The 20,442-nt window shown below is 36.2% G+C and carries 23 protein-coding genes and 1 riboswitch; of the genes, 7 read left to right on the top strand and 16 right to left on the bottom strand.

Translation table 11 applies throughout. The features are described 5' to 3' along the window. Positions 1-8 precede the first annotated feature (8 nt). Positions 9-740, bottom strand: a complete 732-nt coding sequence (locus MKY08_RS06425) for a GTP cyclohydrolase II (protein ID WP_069512025.1) — start codon at positions 738-740, stop codon at positions 9-11. A gap of 273 nt (positions 741-1,013) precedes the next feature. Between MKY08_RS06425 and MKY08_RS06420 the strand changes: the two genes are divergently transcribed. The 4 genes from MKY08_RS06420 (at position 1,014) to MKY08_RS06405 (ending at position 4,909) form a co-directional block, all read left to right on the top strand. Then, the gene (locus MKY08_RS06420; RefSeq protein WP_069512026.1) at positions 1,014-1,649 is read left to right on the top strand and encodes a TrkA C-terminal domain-containing protein; all 636 of its coding nucleotides are present in this window, start codon (positions 1,014-1,016) and stop codon (positions 1,647-1,649) included. A 255-nt stretch (positions 1,650-1,904) separates the two neighbouring features. Next, positions 1,905-3,104, top strand: a complete 1,200-nt coding sequence (locus MKY08_RS06415) for a glycine betaine/L-proline ABC transporter ATP-binding protein (protein WP_024361425.1) — start codon at positions 1,905-1,907, stop codon at positions 3,102-3,104. Then, a complete protein-coding gene (locus tag MKY08_RS06410; protein ID WP_069512028.1) occupies positions 3,097-3,951 on the top strand; it encodes a proline/glycine betaine ABC transporter permease in 855 nt (284 codons plus the stop codon). The genes MKY08_RS06415 and MKY08_RS06410 overlap by 8 nt, the downstream gene beginning before the upstream one ends. 85 nt (positions 3,952-4,036) lie before the next feature. After that, positions 4,037-4,909 (top strand): glycine betaine ABC transporter substrate-binding protein, encoded by an 873-nt coding sequence (locus tag MKY08_RS06405; protein ID WP_069512029.1) that lies wholly within the window; start codon positions 4,037-4,039, stop codon positions 4,907-4,909. Between the two features lie 142 nt (positions 4,910-5,051). Here the strand turns inward: MKY08_RS06405 and MKY08_RS06400 are convergent, their stop codons facing one another. The 6 genes from MKY08_RS06400 to MKY08_RS06375 all read right to left on the bottom strand — a co-directional run bounded on the left by MKY08_RS06400 (position 5,052) and on the right by MKY08_RS06375 (position 9,786). Continuing rightward, on the bottom strand, positions 5,052-5,366 hold the full coding sequence (locus tag MKY08_RS06400) for a multidrug efflux SMR transporter (protein ID WP_069512031.1): 315 nt from the start codon (positions 5,364-5,366) through the stop codon (positions 5,052-5,054). Continuing rightward, positions 5,366-5,707 (bottom strand): multidrug efflux SMR transporter, encoded by a 342-nt coding sequence (locus tag MKY08_RS06395; RefSeq protein ID WP_069512032.1) that lies wholly within the window; start codon positions 5,705-5,707, stop codon positions 5,366-5,368. The genes MKY08_RS06400 and MKY08_RS06395 overlap by 1 nt, the downstream gene beginning before the upstream one ends. Before the next feature lie 61 nt (positions 5,708-5,768). Further along, a riboswitch (guanidine-I (ykkC/yxkD leader) is annotated at positions 5,769-5,866 on the bottom strand. Between the two features lie 32 nt (positions 5,867-5,898). Further along, complete coding sequence (locus MKY08_RS06390; protein ID WP_069512034.1) at positions 5,899-7,050, bottom strand: substrate-binding domain-containing protein; 1,152 nt, start codon at positions 7,048-7,050, stop codon at positions 5,899-5,901. A 479-nt stretch (positions 7,051-7,529) separates the two neighbouring features. Then, positions 7,530-7,970, bottom strand: a complete 441-nt coding sequence (locus MKY08_RS06385) for a cell wall hydrolase (protein WP_069512035.1) — start codon at positions 7,968-7,970, stop codon at positions 7,530-7,532. Positions 7,971-8,042: 72 nt separating this feature from the next. Then, positions 8,043-8,837, bottom strand: coding sequence for a GNAT family N-acetyltransferase (locus MKY08_RS06380; protein WP_069512037.1), 795 nt, complete (start codon positions 8,835-8,837; stop codon positions 8,043-8,045). A gap of 85 nt (positions 8,838-8,922) precedes the next feature. Next, positions 8,923-9,786 (bottom strand): aminoglycoside phosphotransferase family protein, encoded by an 864-nt coding sequence (locus tag MKY08_RS06375; protein WP_069512038.1) that lies wholly within the window; start codon positions 9,784-9,786, stop codon positions 8,923-8,925. 467 nt (positions 9,787-10,253) lie between these two features. Between MKY08_RS06375 and MKY08_RS06370 the strand changes: the two genes are divergently transcribed. Both MKY08_RS06370 and MKY08_RS06365 read left to right on the top strand, forming a co-directional pair. Next, positions 10,254-11,933 (top strand): methyl-accepting chemotaxis protein, encoded by a 1,680-nt coding sequence (locus MKY08_RS06370; protein ID WP_069512039.1) that lies wholly within the window; start codon positions 10,254-10,256, stop codon positions 11,931-11,933. A 504-nt stretch (positions 11,934-12,437) separates the two neighbouring features. After that, complete coding sequence (locus MKY08_RS06365) at positions 12,438-13,316, top strand: DMT family transporter (protein WP_069512040.1); 879 nt, start codon at positions 12,438-12,440, stop codon at positions 13,314-13,316. Between the two features lie 65 nt (positions 13,317-13,381). Here the strand turns inward: MKY08_RS06365 and MKY08_RS06360 are convergent, their stop codons facing one another. The 6 genes from MKY08_RS06360 to MKY08_RS06335 form a co-directional block, all read right to left on the bottom strand. Then, entirely contained in the window at positions 13,382-14,122 is a 741-nt protein-coding gene (locus tag MKY08_RS06360; protein ID WP_256093171.1) for an alpha/beta fold hydrolase, read from the bottom strand. An 87-nt stretch (positions 14,123-14,209) separates the two neighbouring features. Beyond that, a complete protein-coding gene (locus MKY08_RS06355; protein WP_069512042.1) occupies positions 14,210-14,659 on the bottom strand; it encodes a hypothetical protein in 450 nt (149 codons plus the stop codon). Between the two features lie 72 nt (positions 14,660-14,731). Continuing rightward, positions 14,732-15,181, bottom strand: coding sequence for a GNAT family N-acetyltransferase (locus tag MKY08_RS06350; protein ID WP_069512043.1), 450 nt, complete (start codon positions 15,179-15,181; stop codon positions 14,732-14,734). Positions 15,182-15,387: 206 nt separating this feature from the next. Further along, positions 15,388-15,588 carry a hypothetical protein gene (locus MKY08_RS06345; RefSeq protein ID WP_141705583.1) on the bottom strand — a complete coding sequence of 67 codons (201 nt, stop codon included), beginning with the start codon at positions 15,586-15,588 and terminating at the stop codon, positions 15,388-15,390. A 38-nt stretch (positions 15,589-15,626) separates the two neighbouring features. Beyond that, positions 15,627-15,806: a hypothetical protein gene (locus MKY08_RS06340; RefSeq protein ID WP_024361441.1), complete on the bottom strand. Its 180-nt coding sequence runs from the start codon at positions 15,804-15,806 to the stop codon at positions 15,627-15,629. Positions 15,807-15,838: 32 nt separating this feature from the next. Then, on the bottom strand, positions 15,839-16,279 hold the full coding sequence (locus tag MKY08_RS06335) for a hypothetical protein (RefSeq protein ID WP_069512047.1): 441 nt from the start codon (positions 16,277-16,279) through the stop codon (positions 15,839-15,841). 164 nt (positions 16,280-16,443) lie between these two features. On the opposite strand from MKY08_RS06335, the gene MKY08_RS06330 reads away from it, so the two are divergent. Further along, on the top strand, positions 16,444-16,917 hold the full coding sequence (locus tag MKY08_RS06330) for a YbaK/EbsC family protein (RefSeq protein ID WP_069512049.1): 474 nt from the start codon (positions 16,444-16,446) through the stop codon (positions 16,915-16,917). A gap of 68 nt (positions 16,918-16,985) precedes the next feature. Here MKY08_RS06330 and MKY08_RS06325 read toward each other — a convergent pair whose 3' ends face one another. From MKY08_RS06325 to MKY08_RS06315, 3 genes are all read right to left on the bottom strand, one after another. Continuing rightward, positions 16,986-18,242, bottom strand: coding sequence for a glutathionylspermidine synthase family protein (locus MKY08_RS06325; protein WP_069512051.1), 1,257 nt, complete (start codon positions 18,240-18,242; stop codon positions 16,986-16,988). A gap of 24 nt (positions 18,243-18,266) precedes the next feature. After that, the gene (locus tag MKY08_RS06320; RefSeq protein WP_069512053.1) at positions 18,267-18,992 is read right to left on the bottom strand and encodes a hypothetical protein; all 726 of its coding nucleotides are present in this window, start codon (positions 18,990-18,992) and stop codon (positions 18,267-18,269) included. 155 nt (positions 18,993-19,147) lie between these two features. Continuing rightward, entirely contained in the window at positions 19,148-20,194 is a 1,047-nt protein-coding gene (locus MKY08_RS06315) for a DUF418 domain-containing protein (protein ID WP_069512055.1), read from the bottom strand. Between the last annotated feature and the right edge of the window lie 248 nt (positions 20,195-20,442).

The raw sequence follows: 20,442 nt of genomic DNA, 5'->3' as shown, positions 1-20,442 counted from the left end.
CCCTCCACTTACTTCATGTCACGGATATGACCAGATTTTTCAACTTTTGTATCTAAATAAAAGCGGTTTGTCTCTGTTACCCCACCCCATAACGGGATATGTCCATCTGCTGTTAGACCGTGCATCTGTAAAGCAGCTAGCTTTTTCGGATTGTTCGTAATTAGTGTTACAGGCTTTGAACGAAGAGCCGTTAAAACCGTAATCGCCTCTTCATAAGAGCGCGTATCATCTTGGAAGCCCAGTGCATGATTCGCTTCTACTGTATCTAAACCTTCTTCTTGTAGTAAATAAGCAAGCGATTTAGAAAATAAACCGATGCCACGCCCTTCATGGTCTGCTAAATAGAAAATCGCACCGCAACCATGCTCTGCAATCATTTTCATAGATTCATGTAATTGGTAGCCACAGTCACAGCGTTGACTTCCAAAGATATCGCCTGTATGACAGATGCTATGCATACGAATTAAAACATCTTCCTCATTTGTAAAATCCCCATAAACAAGTACGGACGATTGCTGAGAAAATGCTAAATTTGCTGTTGCTAGCCCGTCAATTATTTCTTCTTTTGATAGATTGCTATCAACTTTTACCCAGTTATACCATTGGAATGTCGCTGAAAATTCACCTTGCTTAACAGGTAATTTCACGGGACCTACAAGACAAATATTTTCAGTTTCTGAATGCTTTACAATTGTCATTTTGTCCTTCACTATATCCACTACTTTAGTAGTAATTGTCATATTTATCGCCAACTTTCTATGCTAAACATTTAGGTTATATTTACTAACTAAACACTTCATTTCATTTAACTTACTTAACGTAACTTAGTTTATAATAATAACTTAAAACTGTCAAACAACAGCTCTTTTCTACTAAAATATCATATTTGAATAGAAAGCTGTTAAATGATGCTTAGAACCTATACTAATAGCTTATGGAGGTGCTATTTTTTCTGTGCAGGCTAGTCTATAATAAGCGAAGGTAGGTTTGTTATGACGAAAGGAAGTTTAAGCATGAACTTAGAAAAAAATGTTCAAGTAAAGCAACCAAAATACCAGCAAATAGCGGTAGACCTTGCTTCAAAAATTGTAGAAAAAAAATATCAAATTGGCGATAAAATTTATGCAAGATCTTCGTTGGCTAGCCAATACAATGTATCGGCTGAAACGGCAAGAAGAGCGATAGCCGTTTTGCAAGATTTAGAAATTGTCGAAGCTTCCAAAGGTAGCGGTGTCATCATTAAATCGTATGAAATGGCAGCGCGCTTTGTCCGACAGTTCCAAGATGTTCAATCTGTTCATGAATTACAAAATGAGCTGTTGATCAGTATTCAAAAACAACAGCAGGAATTGTTGCATTTACAGGAAAAAACAAAACAACTAATTAGTCGCACTGAACATTTCCGTTCCGTTAATCCTTTTATTCCATATCAAATTGAAATGACTGCTGATAGTCCGTGTATCCATCATACATTGCAAGAATTAAATTTTTGGCAAAATACATCTAGCACGATTGTTGGTATCCGTCGTGGCAATGAATTATTACTTTCACCGGGACCTTACGCTTCAATTGAAGAAGGAGATATTATTTACTTTATCGGTAATGATGAAAGCTTAGGCCGCGTGCAGAGCTTTTTATATCCAAATTAAAATCCGCATAAGCGCTGATATAACAGCGTTTATGCGGATTTTTTCTCATTTATCAATTTGACAAAAGTAACAACTCTTTGTTAATGTTAAGTTGTTACTTGTTCATTTTTGGTTTTCATTATCCTCAAATAGTTTAAAATAAAACAATTCGCCCACGGATTTGTTTTTAAAGTAACTACATTCTCACTCTACTAATTGAGGTTGTATCTCACTGTATATTTGTAAGTGGGATTAGTTTTTGAAAGGAGCGGTTCTATGGAAAAAATAAAAGTAGAACATGTTTCTAAAGTTTTTGGTAAGCATATTCCTCAAGCTTTGGAACTCGTCAAACAACAAAAAAGCAAGACAGATATTTTAAAAGAAACAGGTGCAACGGTTGGTGTTTATGATGCTAGCTTTACCGTCAATGAAGGAGAAATTTTCGTTATTATGGGTTTGTCTGGTAGCGGGAAATCAACGCTTATTCGACTGTTGAATCGTCTTATCGAACCAACGAGTGGCAATATTTATATTGATGGCGAAAATATTTCTAAAATGGGAAAAGAAAGCTTACGAACCGCTAGAAGAAGCAAAATGAGTATGGTTTTTCAAAACTTCGGTTTATTCCCTCACCGTACACTTCTACAAAATACCGAGTATGGTCTTGAAATACGAGGTATCTCTAAAGAAGAGCGCAAAGCTAAAGCAGAACAGGCTTTAGCAAACGCAGGCTTACTTGCCTATAAAGACCAGTATCCAAACCAATTATCAGGCGGGATGCAACAACGTGTTGGTTTAGCACGAGCACTCGCAAACGATCCAGAAATTTTATTGATGGATGAAGCATTTTCCGCGCTCGATCCTTTAATTCGGAAAGAAATGCAAGATGAATTACTAGATTTACAGCGTACGTTGAAAAAAACAATTTTATTTATTACTCATGATTTAAATGAGGCACTACGCATTGGTGACCGTATAGCCATAATGAAGGACGGTTCGATTATTCAAATTGGGACTGGTGAAGAAATTTTAACGAATCCAGCAAATGAATATGTAAAAACATTTGTTGAAGATGTTGATCGCTCTAAAGTATTAACAGCTGAAAACGTAATGGTTCGACCAGTATATGTCAACGTTGACCTTGATGGACCTACAGTTGCACTGAAAAGAATGCGTCAAGAAGCTGTTAGTTTACTAATTGCTGTTGACAAAAACAGACATTTGAAAGGATTTATAACTGCTGATGATGCACTAGCGGCCGCTAAAAAACAGGAACAAACAGTACATTCGATTGTTCAATCCGAAATGTTAACCGTTCCTCCAGATATGCTTTTACAGGATATTTTAGGCATGATTCATAACTCCCCTACTCCTATTGCAGTTGTGAAAGACGAACGTTTACTCGGTGTGCTTATCCGTGGCGTGGTTATCGAAGCACTTTCAACATGCACTGAGGAGGACGTAACACATGAATAATTTTTTAGATAATATTCCAACCTTACCACTTGCCCCATGGGTAGAATCAGCCATGGACTGGTTGACGAGTAATTTTTCAGCATTCTTCGATGTGATACAAAAATACGGAAAACTACTCATGAACCAGGTCACGGATTTATTAATTAGCATTCCCGCTATTATTCTTATTTTACTTGTCGTGATTTTAGCATTTTTCGCTGTAGGCAAAAAATTGGGGCTTGCAAGCTTTACACTAATAGGTCTGTTATTTATTTACAATCAAGGTTTATGGGATCACTTGATGGAAACGACAACACTCGTATTATTCTCTAGTATCATTTCTATCATCTTCGGTATCCCTCTTGGTATTTTAATGTCCAAGTCAAGCGTTGCTGAAAATATTATTAAACCAATTCTTGACTTTATGCAAACGATGCCTGGCTTCGTATATTTAATCCCCGCAGTTGCCTTTTTCGGCATTGGCATTGTACCTGGTGTATTTGCATCCGTTATTTTTGCATTGCCCCCTACTGTACGTATGACGAATTTAGGAATTAGACAAGTACCAAAAGAATTAGTAGAAGCCGCTGATTCATACGGCAGTACCGCAGCACAAAAATTATTTAAAGTAGAAATTCCACTTGCCAAATCAACCATTATGGCCGGTATTAACCAAACGGTTATGTTATCTCTATCAATGGTTGTTATCGCGTCGATGATTGGGGCACCAGGACTTGGTCGTGAAGTATTAACAGCATTGCAACGTACACAAGTCGGTAATGGATTTGTTGCTGGTTTAGGGCTCGTGATTTTCGCGATTATTATCGATCGCTTAACTCAAAGCTTTAATCGAAAAAAAGAACTGTAATAGAGCATTTAGGCATTTATTAGCAAGTTACAATCGCATTATGCAACTAAAATGCTAAAAACGTAGAGTAGAAAGGAAGATTTGAATGAAACTCAAAACATTATCAAAATTAGGGATGGCTTTAGGGCTAAGCTTTTTACTAGCCGCTTGTAACGAGGGTGATTCGACTAAAAAAGAAGATGCAAAAGATGTTAATTTAGCCTACGTAGAATGGGATACTGAAATCGCTTCGACAAACGTTGTCGGTCAAGTTTTAGAAGATTTAGGGTATGATGTTACTTTAACCCCACTTGATAACGCTATTATGTGGGAAGCTGTTTCTAAAGGGGAAGCAGATGGCATGGTCGCTGCATGGTTACCACATACACATGGATCACAATATGAAAAATATAAAAGTGACTTAGATGAACTTGGCGAAAACTTAGCAGGTGCGAAAATTGGTTTAGTCGTACCAAGTTACATGGATGCTAATTCTATTGAAGATTTAACAAATGAAGCAGACCATACGATTACAGGTATCGAGCCAGGTGCTGGAATTACGGCAGCAACTGAAAAAGCGTTAGAAGAATATGATAATCTTTCTGATTGGAACTTCTTAACTTCATCTTCAGGTGCGATGACAACGGCACTATCAAAAGCAATTAAAAATAAGGAAGAAATTATCGTTACAGGTTGGTCACCTCACTGGAAATTTGCCAAATATGATCTGAAGTATTTAGAAGATCCAAAAGGTGTTTATGGTGGAGAAGAAACGATTAATACATTTGTTCGCAAAGGTTTAAAAGAAGACCAGCCCGATGTTTATACTGTATTAGATAACTTCCACTGGACATCAGAAGATTTAGAGTCTGTTATGCTAAATATTTTAAATGGTGATGACCCCAAAGATGCAGCAAAACAATGGATTAAAGATAACCCAGATAAAGTTGCTGAATGGACGAAAGATATAAAAAAATAACGAAAAAGAACGCTGCATATAGTCCTTTAAGGGCTAAAAAACCCACCTTACTCTCTGCTGACATATTCCTGCAGGGGTCTAGGTGGATTTTTACTTTACAATGAAATTGTTTGAAAATTGTTTGGGTGACTGGCACTACTACTTAAGATAACAATTTTAAACAAATCGCAGCGCCTAAAACGAGCACAATACAGACAATCCTTCGCCAATCTTTCGATTCATTAAAAAACAACATGCCTAATAGCGCTCCCCCTGCTGCCCCAATTCCCGTCCAAATGGCATAGGCTGTTCCCATCGGCAAGGTTTCCATGGCATAGGCAAGCCCTAAAAAACTAACAGTAAATACGGCAATTAATAAGACTAGATTTTTTATACTTTTCACTTCATTGTACTTACTAATCATAAAAACACCCATCATTTCACAAAGTCCAGCGATGACTAATGCGACCCACGCCATTATCCCTTCACCTCTTTCTCTTTTGGCTCATCCGTCACAAGCTTCAAGCCTACAACACCTGCGAGTAAAACGACAATACACAAAATTTTTGCTAGTTTCCACGGCTCTCCAAACAGCAGACTATCCGCACATACCGTACCTGCCGTCCCCAAACCTACAAACACTGCATAAACCGTGCCAACAGGTAAACGCTCTCCAGCCTTAATTAATAAATAGAAACTAATAAAAATAGCAATTGCTGTTCCTAGCCATTCTAGTGTACTATTCGCATGCTTTAAGCCAATAACCCAGCCAACTTCAAAAAAAGCCGCTACAAAGACACTAATCCATTGTTTGTTCATTTTAAATCCCTCCGTTTTTGACAAATAAAAAAAGCCTACAGAAACACTGTTTTTCAACAGTATCTCCCAGGCTTTTATCCTTCCGTGTCACAAAATACATTTTGTGGTTTTCTCTCGGACCAGACTAGCTAGCGCTACGGAACCCTAGAAAACTATCATATCGAATTGTTACCATTATTATAGCCAATAAGCTAATCATTTTCAACTGGCACATAACCAACCTTTTCAACTAATGCCTGTCCTTCAGGCGACACAATCCAATCAATAAACTGTTTAACATTTGGATTATCCGTCCCAGCAGTTACTGCATAAAATTCGGATATTAGTGGATATGTACCATTGCGAATATTTTCCTTTGTCGGCTCAACACCATCAATGGATAGTAATTGTATTTCATTATTCCCAACCATTTCTGTCGAGTAATATCTAAACGTATAACCAATTGCATTTTTATAATTGCGATATTGAGAAACTTCATGGATTATGCCACCCATGCCAGTTGCTATATTTTCTGCAGGTGCTTCCATTATAGGTGTATCGCCCATAATTTTTTCTAACGTCGTCTGACTTCCACTATCAGCTGGTCGTTGGAATGCACGAATGGAGTCATTATCGCCACCAACTTCGTGCCAATTTGTAATTTGACCAGCATAAATTTGCTTCAGCTGTTCAAGCGAAAGATTTTTAACGCGATTTTTATGATGCACAAAAAAAACAAAAGCCTCACGCCCAATTGGGGTCATATCAAATGTCAGCCCATTTATTTCCGCGACTTTTAGTTGTGAATCTGATGGCGCTGCGGCAAAAATCACATCTACATCACCAGCAATTAAATTTTGATAAGCCTCGGGCGTTCGACTTACTTTCACCTCGCTATCATAGTACGGATAGCTTTTGTTCGGATAGGTCGCCTCTACAAAGGCCGCATATAATGGATACATCGCCGTTGCTCCATCTATACGAGGAAGTGGCTCTTCCAAGTGTAAGGAAGCGTCCTGACTATTCTTCACAACCTTATTGTGCGCTGCAAAAGGTTCATAGGCAGACACATCGATTTCAGCATCAACAGTAGCCATACTCATTTTATAATGGTACTGAATCGGTGCTACAGAAGCAATAAGTAGAGCCCCTCCAATAATAGTCGCGAACAATGTTTTGCGCTTTCTTGTCGTAAACCAGTCAAAAATCATACACGTAATAAATAAAAAGAGGCTAATTGATAACACAAAGAGGAGATTTAAATAATGGATATCCCCATTTAGTACTAAAGTCAAAGCAATTATTCCTGTAAAAAATAACAAAACTATAAACACTAGTATCGATTGTATAACCCTCATTGTCATTACCTCCTTATTCTTAAAAGTGTAAATTTACACCACTACTATTTACCTTATAAGATTTCCTTTTAAAACGCAACTATTAATTATGAAAATATTGGTAAATACAACATTAACATAGACCATAAAAAATTGAAGCATATAAAAAAGGTTGGGACATAACTAAAAAAATTTAAAGAACAGAGGAAAGGTGTTCATAAATTTTTGCTATATGGAGAACTAGCTAAAAAATTAGAAGGGTTTACTAGTTGTTAGTAGCGGAGGCGGTGACTCCTGCTCAAAACGCACACAGCGTAAGACGCACACAGCGTAAGACGCGGGCATTCTGCGTATTAGCGAGGGTTGCGGCTTACTGTGCTGAGCGGAAAGCACCGACGAAGCGGACAATAACGGCGTAGCAAAAAAGTGTTAGATTGACTGCCATCAATCTAACACTTCTTCTCTTTTGTCCCAGCCTCTAATCGTTATTATAGCAACTGCACTGCCTATCCAATATAAACCCCATCACATGTGTCAGGTGCTGGTTCATAAAAACAATGATTTTTAAATTGTCCAGCAAATGGTTGACCGTACCATGTTGGTGGGCACGGCGCGTATGGATTAAAGTACCAGAGTGCATATTTTCCTGGGTGCTCTCGCCAATAATCTAAATTTTGTTTAGCTAATCTTTTCTCCGTTTCTCTTGCTCTTTGATAGAACATATTTCCTTTTTGAACTGCTTCAAATGAATAATTTCCGCCTTGGACTTGGTAAATAACATCTTCAATTGATCTTAAATCTTTAAAGTCTAAACAATTGGACACTAACCGATTGACAATTACATTGCCAACATACAACATCCCTTGTTTACCTTCACCTTCAGCTTCTGCTCTCATCATCCTCGCCATTAAGTCAATGTCTGCATCACGGTATTTTACTCTTGGCAATTCATTCACCCCAAAGTTAGTGTATGACTACAAAACGATAAATGTGTCAGATGTAGACGAAGAAAAATACTTTTAAGACTGACCGTTAGCATTCTGTCTAATTTTAAAGTAAACGCTATATGGTTGCGGATTTATAAAGCCCAATTTAGTCCCTAAATTAATTGAAGCTCGATTATCAACATCACAGTCCCAACGAGGTTGAATATGAGCGGCTAGACAATAATCAATAAATTGTTCTGCCACAATACTTGCTAATCCTTTTCCTCTATAATTGGAATCTGTCACAATATCTATTTCAGCAAATTTTGCAGATTTAAAAATTGATACACTTTCGCTAATAACTTGCACATTATCCTTGACACAAAACCCTATTCCATTTTGGATAAAATTATTCGTTGAATCCCAATATGTATCGTAATAGTTGCTGTCAAACTCCAAACAATGTTGAATCTCCACCTGCCCAATTTTAGCTACGTCATATTCACTTTTATCACTGCTTGTTCTTTTTTTATACGTCTGGACATCAAATGAAAAAGCATAACGCTGGATTTTCCCTACCTGCTGCTTCAAATATTTTTCAATGGCACAATCCCACGCTGCACTAGGTGAAAATAATGTAAATCGTTTTCCTTGATCTACAGATGCATTAAAAATTTTTACAATGTACTGAAGGAATCGTTCATCTGATACCTGACCGGCAACATAATATAATCCTGAATCCGTTGCGATAAGCAATGTTCTGTAATCAACAGTATCTGCATAAACTGATCCTTTAATCATAGAATCCAATATGCTAAATACAAACGTAGGTGCTTCATTAAGTTTCGTTTTTATCAACTGATAATGGTCTTTTGATACTATAATCATATGGCTATACCTCTTTATTTTATCTTCTTTTCGAGTCCTAAAGTAAATAAGACATATTTGTTCCGTTATTTTACGTGACTACCCATTATTTTAGCAATTTTTCCAAAATAACTAAATTTCGTTCCAAAAACACAGCATTTTTCTCAAGTCCACGGCGTTTACACCATCCGATACTATTGAAAGCATCTGTAAATCGATAAAAAGGCAATACCACGTCTAAGTCGATTAATGGTCTAATACTATTATATCCTTCTTGGTAGGCTTGATAGACAGCAGTATCAAGGCTTAAAAAATCTCGATATAACTTCGTAAAATCTGTTTCGGTGGAACCAAATCGTACGGATTCAAAATCAATTGTGCCTAATACTTTATTGGCATCCACAATAATATTCGCTGGACGAAAATCCATATGTATCAAACTTGGTCCATCAGGCGATGGGAGCTGTTGTTTCATTTTTTCAAAATGAGTCATGGCTTGATTGTATAAACAAACATCTACCACATCTTTAACATCTTCTGCAAAACTATAAAACTGTCGTTCCACAAAATTAGACCAACAAGGAAACTCATTATCAATGCCGATTAATTTGTACAAAACAGATGGTTGAACAGAATGTATGGATGCATGCAAGACTCCTACTTGATAAGCTACTGTTGGTGAAGCTTCCGATGTTAACGGTTTACCTTTTAATTCGGATAATAAAAATGCTCCTGTGCAGGATTCATCACCAGCCCAACAACCCAGCATGTCTGGTATAGCTACCCTTCCATTTAATAGTTCATAGGCTTCTAACTCTCGCTGATATTTTAATTTTGAAAAAGGTATCTTCACAAAAACATTTTCCCCATTACCTAATGCACATTTAACAACTATTGAACTATTGGAATCTTCCACCTCACTTACGGATACAGCATCCAATCCAAAATGTTTAAGAACACGATCTACCATCCATACGAACCTCCGTTCTGTGAATTTCATTGTTGAATCGTTCACCACTTGCACCGATGGAAACTTTTTACCATTTTATATTATCCAGAATATTTGATGATTATGCAAATTCCTTAAAGATGAGAACATAAACTGCAATATTCCTACACAAAAAACATTGCGTAGAATAGTTTTAAGTTAAAGGAATTTCTTTATTTCCATATTGCATTTCAACTAAAAATGTCTTGATTATTTTTAACGTACGTAAACAAACAATTGTATGCTCCTACAGTACAAAGAGCCTAACGTTATATCTATTGTTATAATAAAAAAATTTATTTAGGTAGTTATTGTTTTCTTAATCATCTTATTGACGAATTAATAACTATTCTATAAAATTAATTTCGTGGCAAAAATTACCTAATAAAATACATAATTGCGCCATTCATATTACATTCATTTTTTTACCTAGAAAAGAGGAAACCTTAGTGAAAAGCATTAAACATAAATTATTAGGCGTATTTTTAATTATCGTCCTATTAATTACAGCTTTATGCATATATAACTTTAAGTCCGTCGTGAAGTTCAATCACGATACTGAAGCTATAATAAAAGAAGATTTACCATTGTTACTTGCTGACGAAGAATTAGCCTTTAATATTGCCGAACGAATTGCGTTAGCACGTGGATACATATTGTATAATGACCCTTCCTATAAAGAAGCATTTCTTGAATATACGGAGGAAAGTAAGGAATTACAAGATCAAGTCCTTCAAGAAACAAATTCCGAAGAAGCAAAGCAACTTATTGATAAAAGTATAGAATGGCGTAAAACAATTACAGAAGAAGTGTTTGTTGAGTTTGATAATGGTAATAAGGAACAAGCACTTGCTATTTTGGCCAATAAAGTGCAGCCCCTAGGCAGAGACTTGATGTCTGGTTTTAAAGAGATCGCTGATAAAAGAGAAAACATCATTCTTAAAGAAGGAAATGATGTAATGGATACAGGAACAAGCATTAAAAATGCCAGTTTAATGATGTCTATTATTATCATTATGGTTGCCATTATTTTAGCAATAGTAACTGCGAGAATTATTTCAACGCCAATTAAAAAGGTTGTTGACCGTATGTTGCAAATTGCGGACGGAAACTTACAAACTACCAATTTGGTCACGAAGGCGAAAGATGAAACAGCCCAATTAATTCAAGCTACAAATACAATGAATACCAATTTGAAAAATGTTGTTACGAATATTATTAACGCAAGTGACAATGTAAAAGAGCAAAGTAAAGGTCTTTCCGCTTCTGCAAATGAAGTGAAAGAAGGTAGCTTACAAATTGCAATCACCATGGAGGCATTAGCTTCAGGTTCTCAAGAACAAGCGCAAAATTGTGCCAATCTCGGTGAAACACTTTCCGACTTTATAGAAAAAATTAAATTATCAAATGAAGAAGGGATACAAGTAAGAACCCTTACTGAAAAAGTTAAAACAGCTACGATGAGTGGCAATAAACTGATGTCAATATCCGAGAGTAATATGCATAATATAGAAGATTTAGTGGAAGATTCCGTTACTAAGGTGAAAGCATTAGATCAAAAAACGGCCAAAATTAATGACATCATCTCTGTTATTACGAGTATTTCAGAACAAACCAATTTATTAGCGCTAAATGCCGCAATCGAAGCTGCAAGAGCAGGTGAACATGGAAAAGGCTTTGCTGTAGTTGCAGACGAAGTAAGAAAGCTTGCTGAAGAAGTAAAATTTAGTGTTAATGACATTACAAGTATTGTTAACGATGTGCAGCTAGAATCTGCCGAAGTTGCATCATCATTAGCATTCGGCTATAAAACGATCCAAAACGGAACATCCCAAATAAAAGAAACCGCAAAAACGTTTAATTTAATTGCGGAGCTGATTGAAAACATGTCAACAAAAGTTGGATTTATTTCGAATGAACTTGAAAGTTTTGTAGCTAAAGGGCAAATACTAAACATGTCCGTTGCTTCTATCGCAAGTGTGTCAGAAGAATCTGCTGCGGGTGTAGAAGAAACAACTGCTTCGACTGAAGAAATAGCCACTCTTATGGAACAAATATTAGCAAGCGCTCAAATGCTAGCTGACCAATCAGAACAATTAAACAACATCACCAAAAAGTTTACAGTCTAATGGTATAAGATGTGTACTGAAGTCATTACAGTACACATCTTTTTTAGTGTAGTATGAAATGGCGATTCTCACGGTTTTTGTGGCGATTTCTTGTGACTTAGTGGCGATTCGCAGTTTCATTTTATCCACCTCCCATTAACTTTTGTATTTAACATCAATACGTTTCTACATATAACAAATTTCAAAATTTATCCATCATTAACCACACACACCTTAGTAAGGAATATCATTATACAGCGCTTCAAAAGTATCGTATTTTCTCAACTTTGTTACTTGTACTAAAAATCCACTTCACTTTTCGAAGATTCCTAATGGTATAATAAGTAAAATATATTTTTTATGAAACGGGAGGAACTTTTATGTCATTAGCCGCTCTAAATATTTGCCTTTGGAAGCCACTTTCAACATCACCGCCACCACCGTATACTCCGAATAAGCTTATATACAAAACAGATTAAGAATCTGCGAGATATAAGCTGTTTCGCAGATTCGAAGGAGTATACAATGAAATCAAACATTCAGTTTATTTTATCCATGGTCATTTTCGCTACAATCGGTTTAGTGGTTCGAAATATTGACCTATCTTCGAGCGAAAGAGCTTTACTAAGCAGTTTTATTGGATGCTTGTTTTTAACAATCGTCTTATTAATTATGAAGAAAAAAATAGCATGGCAGTTGGTAAAAGCGAATGCTGTCATTTTAATATTTTCTAGTATTGCCCTGGGGGGAAATTGGATTTTCCTTTACCAATCCTACGACTATACGACAATCGCCAATGCAACTCTTGGCTATTATTTTGCACCCGTGTTTGTCATGCTTCTTTCTCCATACGTACTGAAAGAACCATTGTCTTGTAAAAAAATTGTTTGCGTTCTGGTTGCGATTACCGGTTTAGTGTGTATTGTCGGTGAAGGTCTAAGTGCATCAAAAACTGATGATCTTCTTGGACTTTTTTATGGATTAATTGCCGCCGCTTTTTACGCTATATTATTGTTATTAAATAAATTCATTCAAGATATAGAAAAACTGGAACTGACGATTATTCAGCTTGGAACTACCGCTGTACTTCTCTTACCTTACGTTTTGTTAACGTCCGGTTTTGATATCGTAAAAGTATCTGGTTCATCCATTCCTTTTATTTTAATGTTAGGGATTTTTAATACAGGTATTGGATTTTGGCTATTCTTCTCGGGTATGGAAAAATTAAAGGGGCAAAGTATTGCCATGCTCAGCTATGTTGATCCTTTTGTAGCCATCTTGATTTCTGCTTTTATTCTACAAGAGCACATGACAATGCTTCAAATACTTGGGGGTATGTTACTATTAGCCTCAACTTTTGTTAGTGAAATAAAAACGAAATCACTGAAATTTATAAAACACTAAATGAAGGAAGACACAGTGGGAAGTATTGATTTCCCACTGTTTTGATGGAAATAACTTGATGGAAACTACCACGTTAAATCATGTAAAAAAGTAAGTATATCCTGGTTTATGTTATGCCTATCTAATCCCAATGTCATCAAATGTTTAGAGTTTGGATACCCTTTTATTATTTTATGTTGCGACACAACGTTGTGAAAAATAACTTCGGCACTTTCTTTATACAATGGATCATCCAATACACCATACATTATTTGAATAGGTGTTGTAATAAATGCCAATTTATCCATTGTTACATCAATTAACTGTTGGAATTCCACCAATGCATGGTTAGGCAAATTTTGTAGAAGGGCCATTTCCATATTTATTTGGTCCTCGTTTTTTCCTTCGAGTCGTTTGTATTCCTTTGCATAATAAAAGGCGCGCTTTTGAAGAAATAAAGCTTCCCTATGTCTTGGTACGGACATTGTCACAACACCATTTACCTCTAATTCTTGAGCAACTTTTAAGGCAAACACTCCACCAAGAGAAAGGCCGATTACCGCTATTTTTTCATACCCTTCATTCTTCAACAACTGGTAAGCTTGTCGTACATCCTCCCACCAATCAGTCGGTCCAAATGTCAGCAATTCTTCTGCTGGTAAACCATGTCCTTTGTACAAAGGTGCATAACAAGTATAATTGTGTTGTTGCAAATACTTTCCTAATTTTTTCATATCAATCGTATTGCTTGTATAAGAATGTAATAATAAAACCGCTTGCTCTCCACCTTTATAGAAAAAAGGCTTAGGTGGTACAATTTTCATCATAATAATTGAATCCCTCGCTAAAATATACTTTGACGTTCTTTCACATAAAGTATACCATCCAATAAATAGTCGCAAATTATCACGAACTCAGCTACTTAAAATTGCAGAAAAACTATCAAAAGCTTGTAATACATCATCACCTAATGGATGACCAAATTCTTGTTCTTTTAAAGGTAATATCCCTTCCTTTTCAAGTTGCTGTAGATAGCTTACAAATGCGCAAGAAATAGCTTCCATATAAGCCTTTAGCTTAAATTGATATGTATCTATACGTTGTGGATAATGGCCTACATGTTCAATAAAAAGGTTTTGACCATCACTTGAAAATAAATAGTAATCAGCATTCCCGTGACAATCTAGCTGTGCCTCGCTGATTTCACCTTTATAAAGTGCCGATAGCGTTATGAAAAAATGCGGAATTGCTACAAAACCTATACCTGATTGAAAACGAAATAGCTGCGTATCATCGGAAACGTCGAATTGTATATCTCCACCGCTCAGTCGAATATCGATACAACCTTTATAATCACCGTCCATAAATCCTACCTCCATAAAAGAAAAGGACCAAAGAATGGCCCTATTCCTTATTCAACTACTCTATCAAACCCGTCATTCTACTATTTTTATTACTGCCATTTCCTTACCAAATCTATCCCCTTCATCCATAAATCCTAAACTTGTATACAAATGATGGGCTTCTAAATTTTCTGGATGATAACCTACAATTATTTTCTTTGCATTCGGTAATTTAGCCATCTCTGACAGCATTAACGTAGTTGCAGCTTTTCCAATACCCTTGCCTTGGAAGGTCTTATCGATCATTATTCGATATATCCAATAACCATCAAGTTCTTCTTGAACCGAATTGTACATTAAAAAGCCAACCACTTTTTCATTATAATAAATAGCGTATGGCTTTAAAGTAGGCTCAAACTTTGATTGGGCGATTGAGATCGCATTGGATTCCATGAATTTTTTTTGCTCTGGTGATACTTCTAGTTCACAACAGTCATACCAGTTTTCTGCATTTAATTCGACAATTTGGACATTTTGTTCCATCTTAATTTTCCCCTTTCGTTTTTCGGGGAAACGCTAAATAACTTTGTTAGTAAGGCGTTATCCCCTTGTAACCATTCACATTCAATCTCGTATTTTCCATACTGAACGCCCCCTTTAACAATTGCTGTTCTTCACACTTTTTAATTATACCTTTTTTTCACTAAAAACCTTTTATATCAAATTTTCATTCCTAGTCAGCTCGAACATTAGTAAACATCAATTTCAATGGAATCCCACACTTCCTTGATTAATTGACCATCCAGTTTAATCTTTCGAAGTAAATCTCCAGCGTCTTCGCCAATTATTTCACTTGTTGAATCATAGAATTTCCAAAACATAAACTGACCAGATCCACGACCTATATAGTAATTTTCTTTTTTATAAATGAAATGAATTTCTCTACCCATCGTTAGATCATGCAGCAAATCTGTATAATTGTAATCTTTCATAAATCTTCATTCTTTAAATGTTTGGCATTTATAAAAAAGGCTGTGCCAATTAAAAATAATCCTAGACAAATGAACATAGCTATCCCCGAATATTGATCTTGCAATATAGTTGTGCTTATTAACATAACGACCATCATTAGTACAAGTGCTCCATATAAGCCTTTAATATACTTCATTAGGTATTCCTCCTTATCCAACACATGGATTGCTAAAGTTTCTTGCGAGTTTGAGAAAAGATAAAGAATACGACAAATAAAAACGCTAGTATCCCTAAACCTTTAAAGATATAGTGTATATAGCTTTTTTTGTAAGTATAGGGTCCTTCTCGGAAGGCTTTGATATACTGATTGTCTCCAACTTGGACGGCAATTGTATCATCCGTATTAATACCAACAATTGAATAATATTTCGTCCCTATTGGATATACATTTGAAAAGTTCCCTTCATATTGTTCCATATCGGAATACTTCGTGACTTCTCCAATTTCTTTATCAATATTTTTTACATTTTCATCGCTTATCACATAAATATAATTGTCCCAAACAACGAAAGGATATGCCCAACTTGTTGCGTTTGCTTTGCATGGAAAAATGGCTATAACTAGCATACTTACAATAACCACAAAAGAAATAATTCTTCTATAACTCAAGTACTCCACTTCCTCACTCAAACGTTTGCTTAATTGGACGTTGCCAACATGAAGAAAGTTACAAAATATTCCACAACAAAACCTTCTTGTACACCCAACGCTTTAACTTTAAATTCTGAAAATTATGTTAAGATAGATAAAGAACACAGCAAGGAGGGTTTTAAATGGCAATTGAAAAAGTACGCGAGCATTTCGCACAGTGGCATTTACAACATAAAATACAGGAACTAAGTGAAAGTTCAGCAACCGTTGAAATGGCTGCAAAAGCACTTGGCTGTGAACCAGAGCGTATCGCTAAAACACTATCATTTCTTGTAAATGATGGGGCGATTTTAATTGTAGCAGCGGGTGATGCCAAAATTGACAATGCTAAATATAAAGCGATTTTTGGCACGAAAGCTAAAATGCTTGCCAAGGAAGAAGTAAATGAGCGTATTGGACATGATATTGGTGGGGTTTGCCCATTCGGTATAAATGATGGGGTTGCCGTTTACTTAGATGAATCACTTAAACGCTTCGCAACAGTATTTCCTGCCTGTGGTAGTAGCAATTCTGCTATTGAACTTAGCATTCAAGAGCTAGAAGCGTATACACCTTATCAACAATGGATTGATGTCTGTAAAGGCTGGAACGATTAATAAACTAACATGTAAGGTAAAAATCCACTTAGCCTCCTACATTTACGGAAAGCAAAGTGGATTTTACTTTATCTATAGCCTATAGCTAACCAGTGGGAATCCCATTCGGTAATTTGATTGCCCACGCGACAAGACAAACCACATGCGCGATTATCCGCGATAAAAGAGCCGATGAGCCATTTCTTAGAACGGAAGCCATCCGTCTGTTGAATATTGATGGAAGGCATTTCAACGTACTGCTGGTAAATAAACAAATTATCATCATAATGTGTATAGGCAGATGCATTTGTTTTCGAGCCGTCTCCTGCATAAATTTCGACTGTATTGCCTTCACGAGAATAGACAGGTTTTTTCACAAAGGGCATTCCTTCTGCTACAAAGGGCTCTGCGGACAAATAGGTTGGTAACATGTACTTATTAATTGCAGACCGCTCCTCCGCATTAAATAATAGCGGATCATTTTTTCGTTCCCAAATCAGCCATAATAAAATTTTGGACTGAAGAACATAGGCCGCTGGCGCATTAATAATGGCAAGCTTACGATCTTTTACAAGTTCTAATAATTGCAGACCGATTCTTTCACCATCAGATGCTATATCGTCAATTAAAAACTCCACTGGATGTGCGGGGCGATATAAAATATCGATTTTTTCCATCGAAGGTGTATAAAGCCCTCTCATTACGCTAGGCGTATCTTTAGCAAAAATAATTAGCTTTTGGATAGGTACATATTCAACATCAAATGGGATACAAGTTTTTAAAAAATTCACCTGGCAATACTCCTCAAAATCGTCCTCTGCCGTTTTTCCTGTTATAACTATTTTAGGTTTTTTAACATCATGTAAATAATGCATTGCGGCAAAAAGTGCACCAGAAAGCGTTTTTTGTAATGCTGATACATCATTGGGATTTTCTAGTTGGAAATGCTGGCAGAGCTGTTCATTCATTTCAAACGTTTCTTGGACAAGAAATGGGGTTTCTCCATTCAGTTCTAGACATTTTATATCGCCTTCCTCCGTACAAATAAAATCAAAACGAGCAAGGATAGACTGTTGCTGTAAATAATCCAATTCGATATAAGGCATCATTTCCGACCGAATGCCAAGGGCAAAAAGCTGTTCATCTGTTAAATGCTTAAATTGTTTTCCAACTTTTAAAAAGATTTGCCAAAGCATCTTCGTGGCGTAATAAATCTCGTCTATCTTCTCTTTTTGCAGTTCCATCACATCGTACAAAGCATATTCAAGATCTTCAAAATCAAAAAAGAAATTAGGAAATTGCGAATAGAATTTTAGCCGTTGCTTACTATATGTAGCGTGTTCCATCGTGCGTCCTCCTTTTCCAGTCGGTTAGGACGATGACGAGCCTCCTCTAGAAGCCCCTCCAGAGCCGAAACCTGATTTCCCAGCGTTTGATGAAGAGCTATTATACGAACTACCACTTGAAGAGGAACTAGAACCATTGGAATATGAACGCTGACCGCTCGAATAAGAATTCGTGTTAGTCGAATTTGTATTTGAACCACTAGATGTTGAAGCATTCGAATTCGTATTATTTGATGTAGAACTATTTACATTTGAGCTTGAACCACTTGTTGAGGTGCCAGATGACGTCGAAGAGGAACCTCCCGTTGTGATGCCATTTTTCGAGTTTGTAGCATTCGACTTATTCGTAGTTGTCGATCCTGCCGCGCCGCCACTGTGATTGTCACGCTCCGTGCCATTTTTTAAATTGCGACTTTTGTAAATGGCACTGCCAATCATTGCACCCGCAGTAGCATACATTAACCCATTAAAGAAATGCTGTGCGTAATACGGAGAATTTTCATCTAAACATTCATATGAACCATCATCACTTTCTTGCCACTCATCACAAGCATCCGCCATTTCACTGTTATGTACATCGAGTAATTCATCTTCGTTCGTCGTTTGGGAATTATTTTCAACCGTATCCGTCGTATTAACGGGGTCAGACTCCTTCACTACCTCCGTTTCAGCATTACCGCATGCTGCTAGTTGCATCACCATAAACGATGCTGTAGTCACTGCCATATATTTTTTTAATTGTTTCGCCATATTTATACTCCCCTTATTCTTGATATCTTTTTTACGGATGACTTGTCATTTAGTTTCATTGATTTTACAAATTTATACTTTCAATAGTAACAGTATATGATTGTTATTTCAAAAAACGCCAGTGCAATAATGCCCTGACGTTAATTTTTCGCTATTTATGATTTTACCGATACTTTTCTTCCATAAGTCATCCATCTCCACACTTTTTCTAACGGACCCATTTTAAAGAATTTAAACCATAAAACGCTAAAGATGATTTGAATAACAAAAATCATAATGGCAATTATGACTATACGGGAAGTCGACATGACTTCAAATCCCATTAACTTTATAATAGCTAGCCCTATAAAGCTCTGCACTAAGTAGTTTGTAAAAGCCATTTGTCCGACACGCCCAATAGGCTTTAATATTTTTACAATTGGCTCATGTTCTAAAATAAGCAATAAGCAAGCAACATAAAAATAGGTCGTCGGGATTACACCTAAGCCAAGTAGTAACTGAAGATGACCATCTTGATTTTGAGAGGCAAACCCAATCCAACTAGATAAGCCTACAAACAATGGACATGTTACATAAATCACCCATTGAATTTGCTTAGTATGTTGTCTTACGTTGCCTATCCAATTAGCTTTTGCAACGAGAAAACCAGTTAAAAACATAATAAAAATCGTCATCATATCATTGCCTAATAAATCAAAAACTGTTGATAAAATACTTATATTTGGCATAAACATTTGGCCTAATATGCTCACAATATAAACCGCAATCAAGCTAAATAGCCATTTGCTAATTGTAGAAACTTTTGCATGATAAAATGGCAACAAAAAAAGACCAATTATTGCATAAGCAGATAAGATGGAGCCCCAGAAAAAAATTAAATGGACAATCCCTATAAGAAATAATGCTAGTAATCTTCTTGCAAAGCGCCATCTCGGCTTATCCCCCCGAGCTTCAGCACGTGATGTAAAAATATAATAACCTATACCGAAGAGTAAAGAAAAAATCGAATAAAATTTCTTCTCGATAAATATATCAATTACCGTATCTAGCATGCTATTGAATTTGCTATAAACAGGCAATGGTTGTCCTTCAACTACCAACTGATAAGCCCCCACATTTATAAACAATATGCCAAATAACGCTAAACCACGAATAATATCTAAGGAAACAATCCTTTCCTTTTGTGTAACGGTTGGATTCATTCTCCATAACTCCTTTCATCAATACTGTATTTTTTGCTCCTTCGCAAGTATAACTACGCAACCTTACAGCAGTTTTTTAATTAGCTTACAAAAACCTTAACTGTTCTCCACCTTCTACATAATTAGTAAACAAACTTCATAATATGATAGAGTATGTAAAAATATAAATCACTTGAAGGAGTTCATATGACCATTCGCCTCCAACATATTCGACACGCAACGTCGATTTTATTTATCAACGAAAAACG

Origin of the sequence: Lysinibacillus sp. FSL M8-0337 (assembly GCF_038593855.1) — a bacterium.
Lineage (GTDB): Bacteria > Bacillota > Bacilli > Bacillales_A > Planococcaceae > Lysinibacillus > Lysinibacillus sphaericus_D.
Note: the sequence above shows the minus strand (reverse complement) of the source record. Positions and strands in the feature narration are given on the sequence as shown.

Coding starts and splice junctions, on each gene's coding strand:
- MKY08_RS06325 (WP_069512051.1), bottom strand. CDS start 18,242: ATGGAACACGCTACATATAGTAAGCAACGGCTAAAATTCTATTCGCAA.
- MKY08_RS06315 (WP_069512055.1), bottom strand. CDS start 20,194: ATGAATCCAACCGTTACACAAAAGGAAAGGATTGTTTCCTTAGATATT.
- MKY08_RS06320 (WP_069512053.1), bottom strand. CDS start 18,992: ATGGCGAAACAATTAAAAAAATATATGGCAGTGACTACAGCATCGTTT.
- MKY08_RS06425 (WP_069512025.1), bottom strand. CDS start 740: ATGACAATTACTACTAAAGTAGTGGATATAGTGAAGGACAAAATGACA.
- MKY08_RS06410 (WP_069512028.1), top strand. CDS start 3,097: ATGAATAATTTTTTAGATAATATTCCAACCTTACCACTTGCCCCATGG.
- MKY08_RS06355 (WP_069512042.1), bottom strand. CDS start 14,659: ATGGACGGTGATTATAAAGGTTGTATCGATATTCGACTGAGCGGTGGA.
- MKY08_RS06380 (WP_069512037.1), bottom strand. CDS start 8,837: ATGATTATAGTATCAAAAGACCATTATCAGTTGATAAAAACGAAACTT.
- MKY08_RS06345 (WP_141705583.1), bottom strand. CDS start 15,588: ATGGGTAGAGAAATTCATTTCATTTATAAAAAAGAAAATTACTATATA.
- MKY08_RS06395 (WP_069512032.1), bottom strand. CDS start 5,707: ATGAACAAACAATGGATTAGTGTCTTTGTAGCGGCTTTTTTTGAAGTT.
- MKY08_RS06405 (WP_069512029.1), top strand. CDS start 4,037: ATGAAACTCAAAACATTATCAAAATTAGGGATGGCTTTAGGGCTAAGC.
- MKY08_RS06415 (WP_024361425.1), top strand. CDS start 1,905: ATGGAAAAAATAAAAGTAGAACATGTTTCTAAAGTTTTTGGTAAGCAT.
- MKY08_RS06350 (WP_069512043.1), bottom strand. CDS start 15,181: ATGGAACAAAATGTCCAAATTGTCGAATTAAATGCAGAAAACTGGTAT.
- MKY08_RS06400 (WP_069512031.1), bottom strand. CDS start 5,366: ATGGCGTGGGTCGCATTAGTCATCGCTGGACTTTGTGAAATGATGGGT.
- MKY08_RS06340 (WP_024361441.1), bottom strand. CDS start 15,806: ATGAAGTATATTAAAGGCTTATATGGAGCACTTGTACTAATGATGGTC.
- MKY08_RS06330 (WP_069512049.1), top strand. CDS start 16,444: ATGGCAATTGAAAAAGTACGCGAGCATTTCGCACAGTGGCATTTACAA.
- MKY08_RS06365 (WP_069512040.1), top strand. CDS start 12,438: ATGAAATCAAACATTCAGTTTATTTTATCCATGGTCATTTTCGCTACA.
- MKY08_RS06375 (WP_069512038.1), bottom strand. CDS start 9,786: ATGGTAGATCGTGTTCTTAAACATTTTGGATTGGATGCTGTATCCGTA.
- MKY08_RS06390 (WP_069512034.1), bottom strand. CDS start 7,050: ATGACAATGAGGGTTATACAATCGATACTAGTGTTTATAGTTTTGTTA.
- MKY08_RS06360 (WP_256093171.1), bottom strand. CDS start 14,122: ATGATGAAAATTGTACCACCTAAGCCTTTTTTCTATAAAGGTGGAGAG.
- MKY08_RS06420 (WP_069512026.1), top strand. CDS start 1,014: ATGAACTTAGAAAAAAATGTTCAAGTAAAGCAACCAAAATACCAGCAA.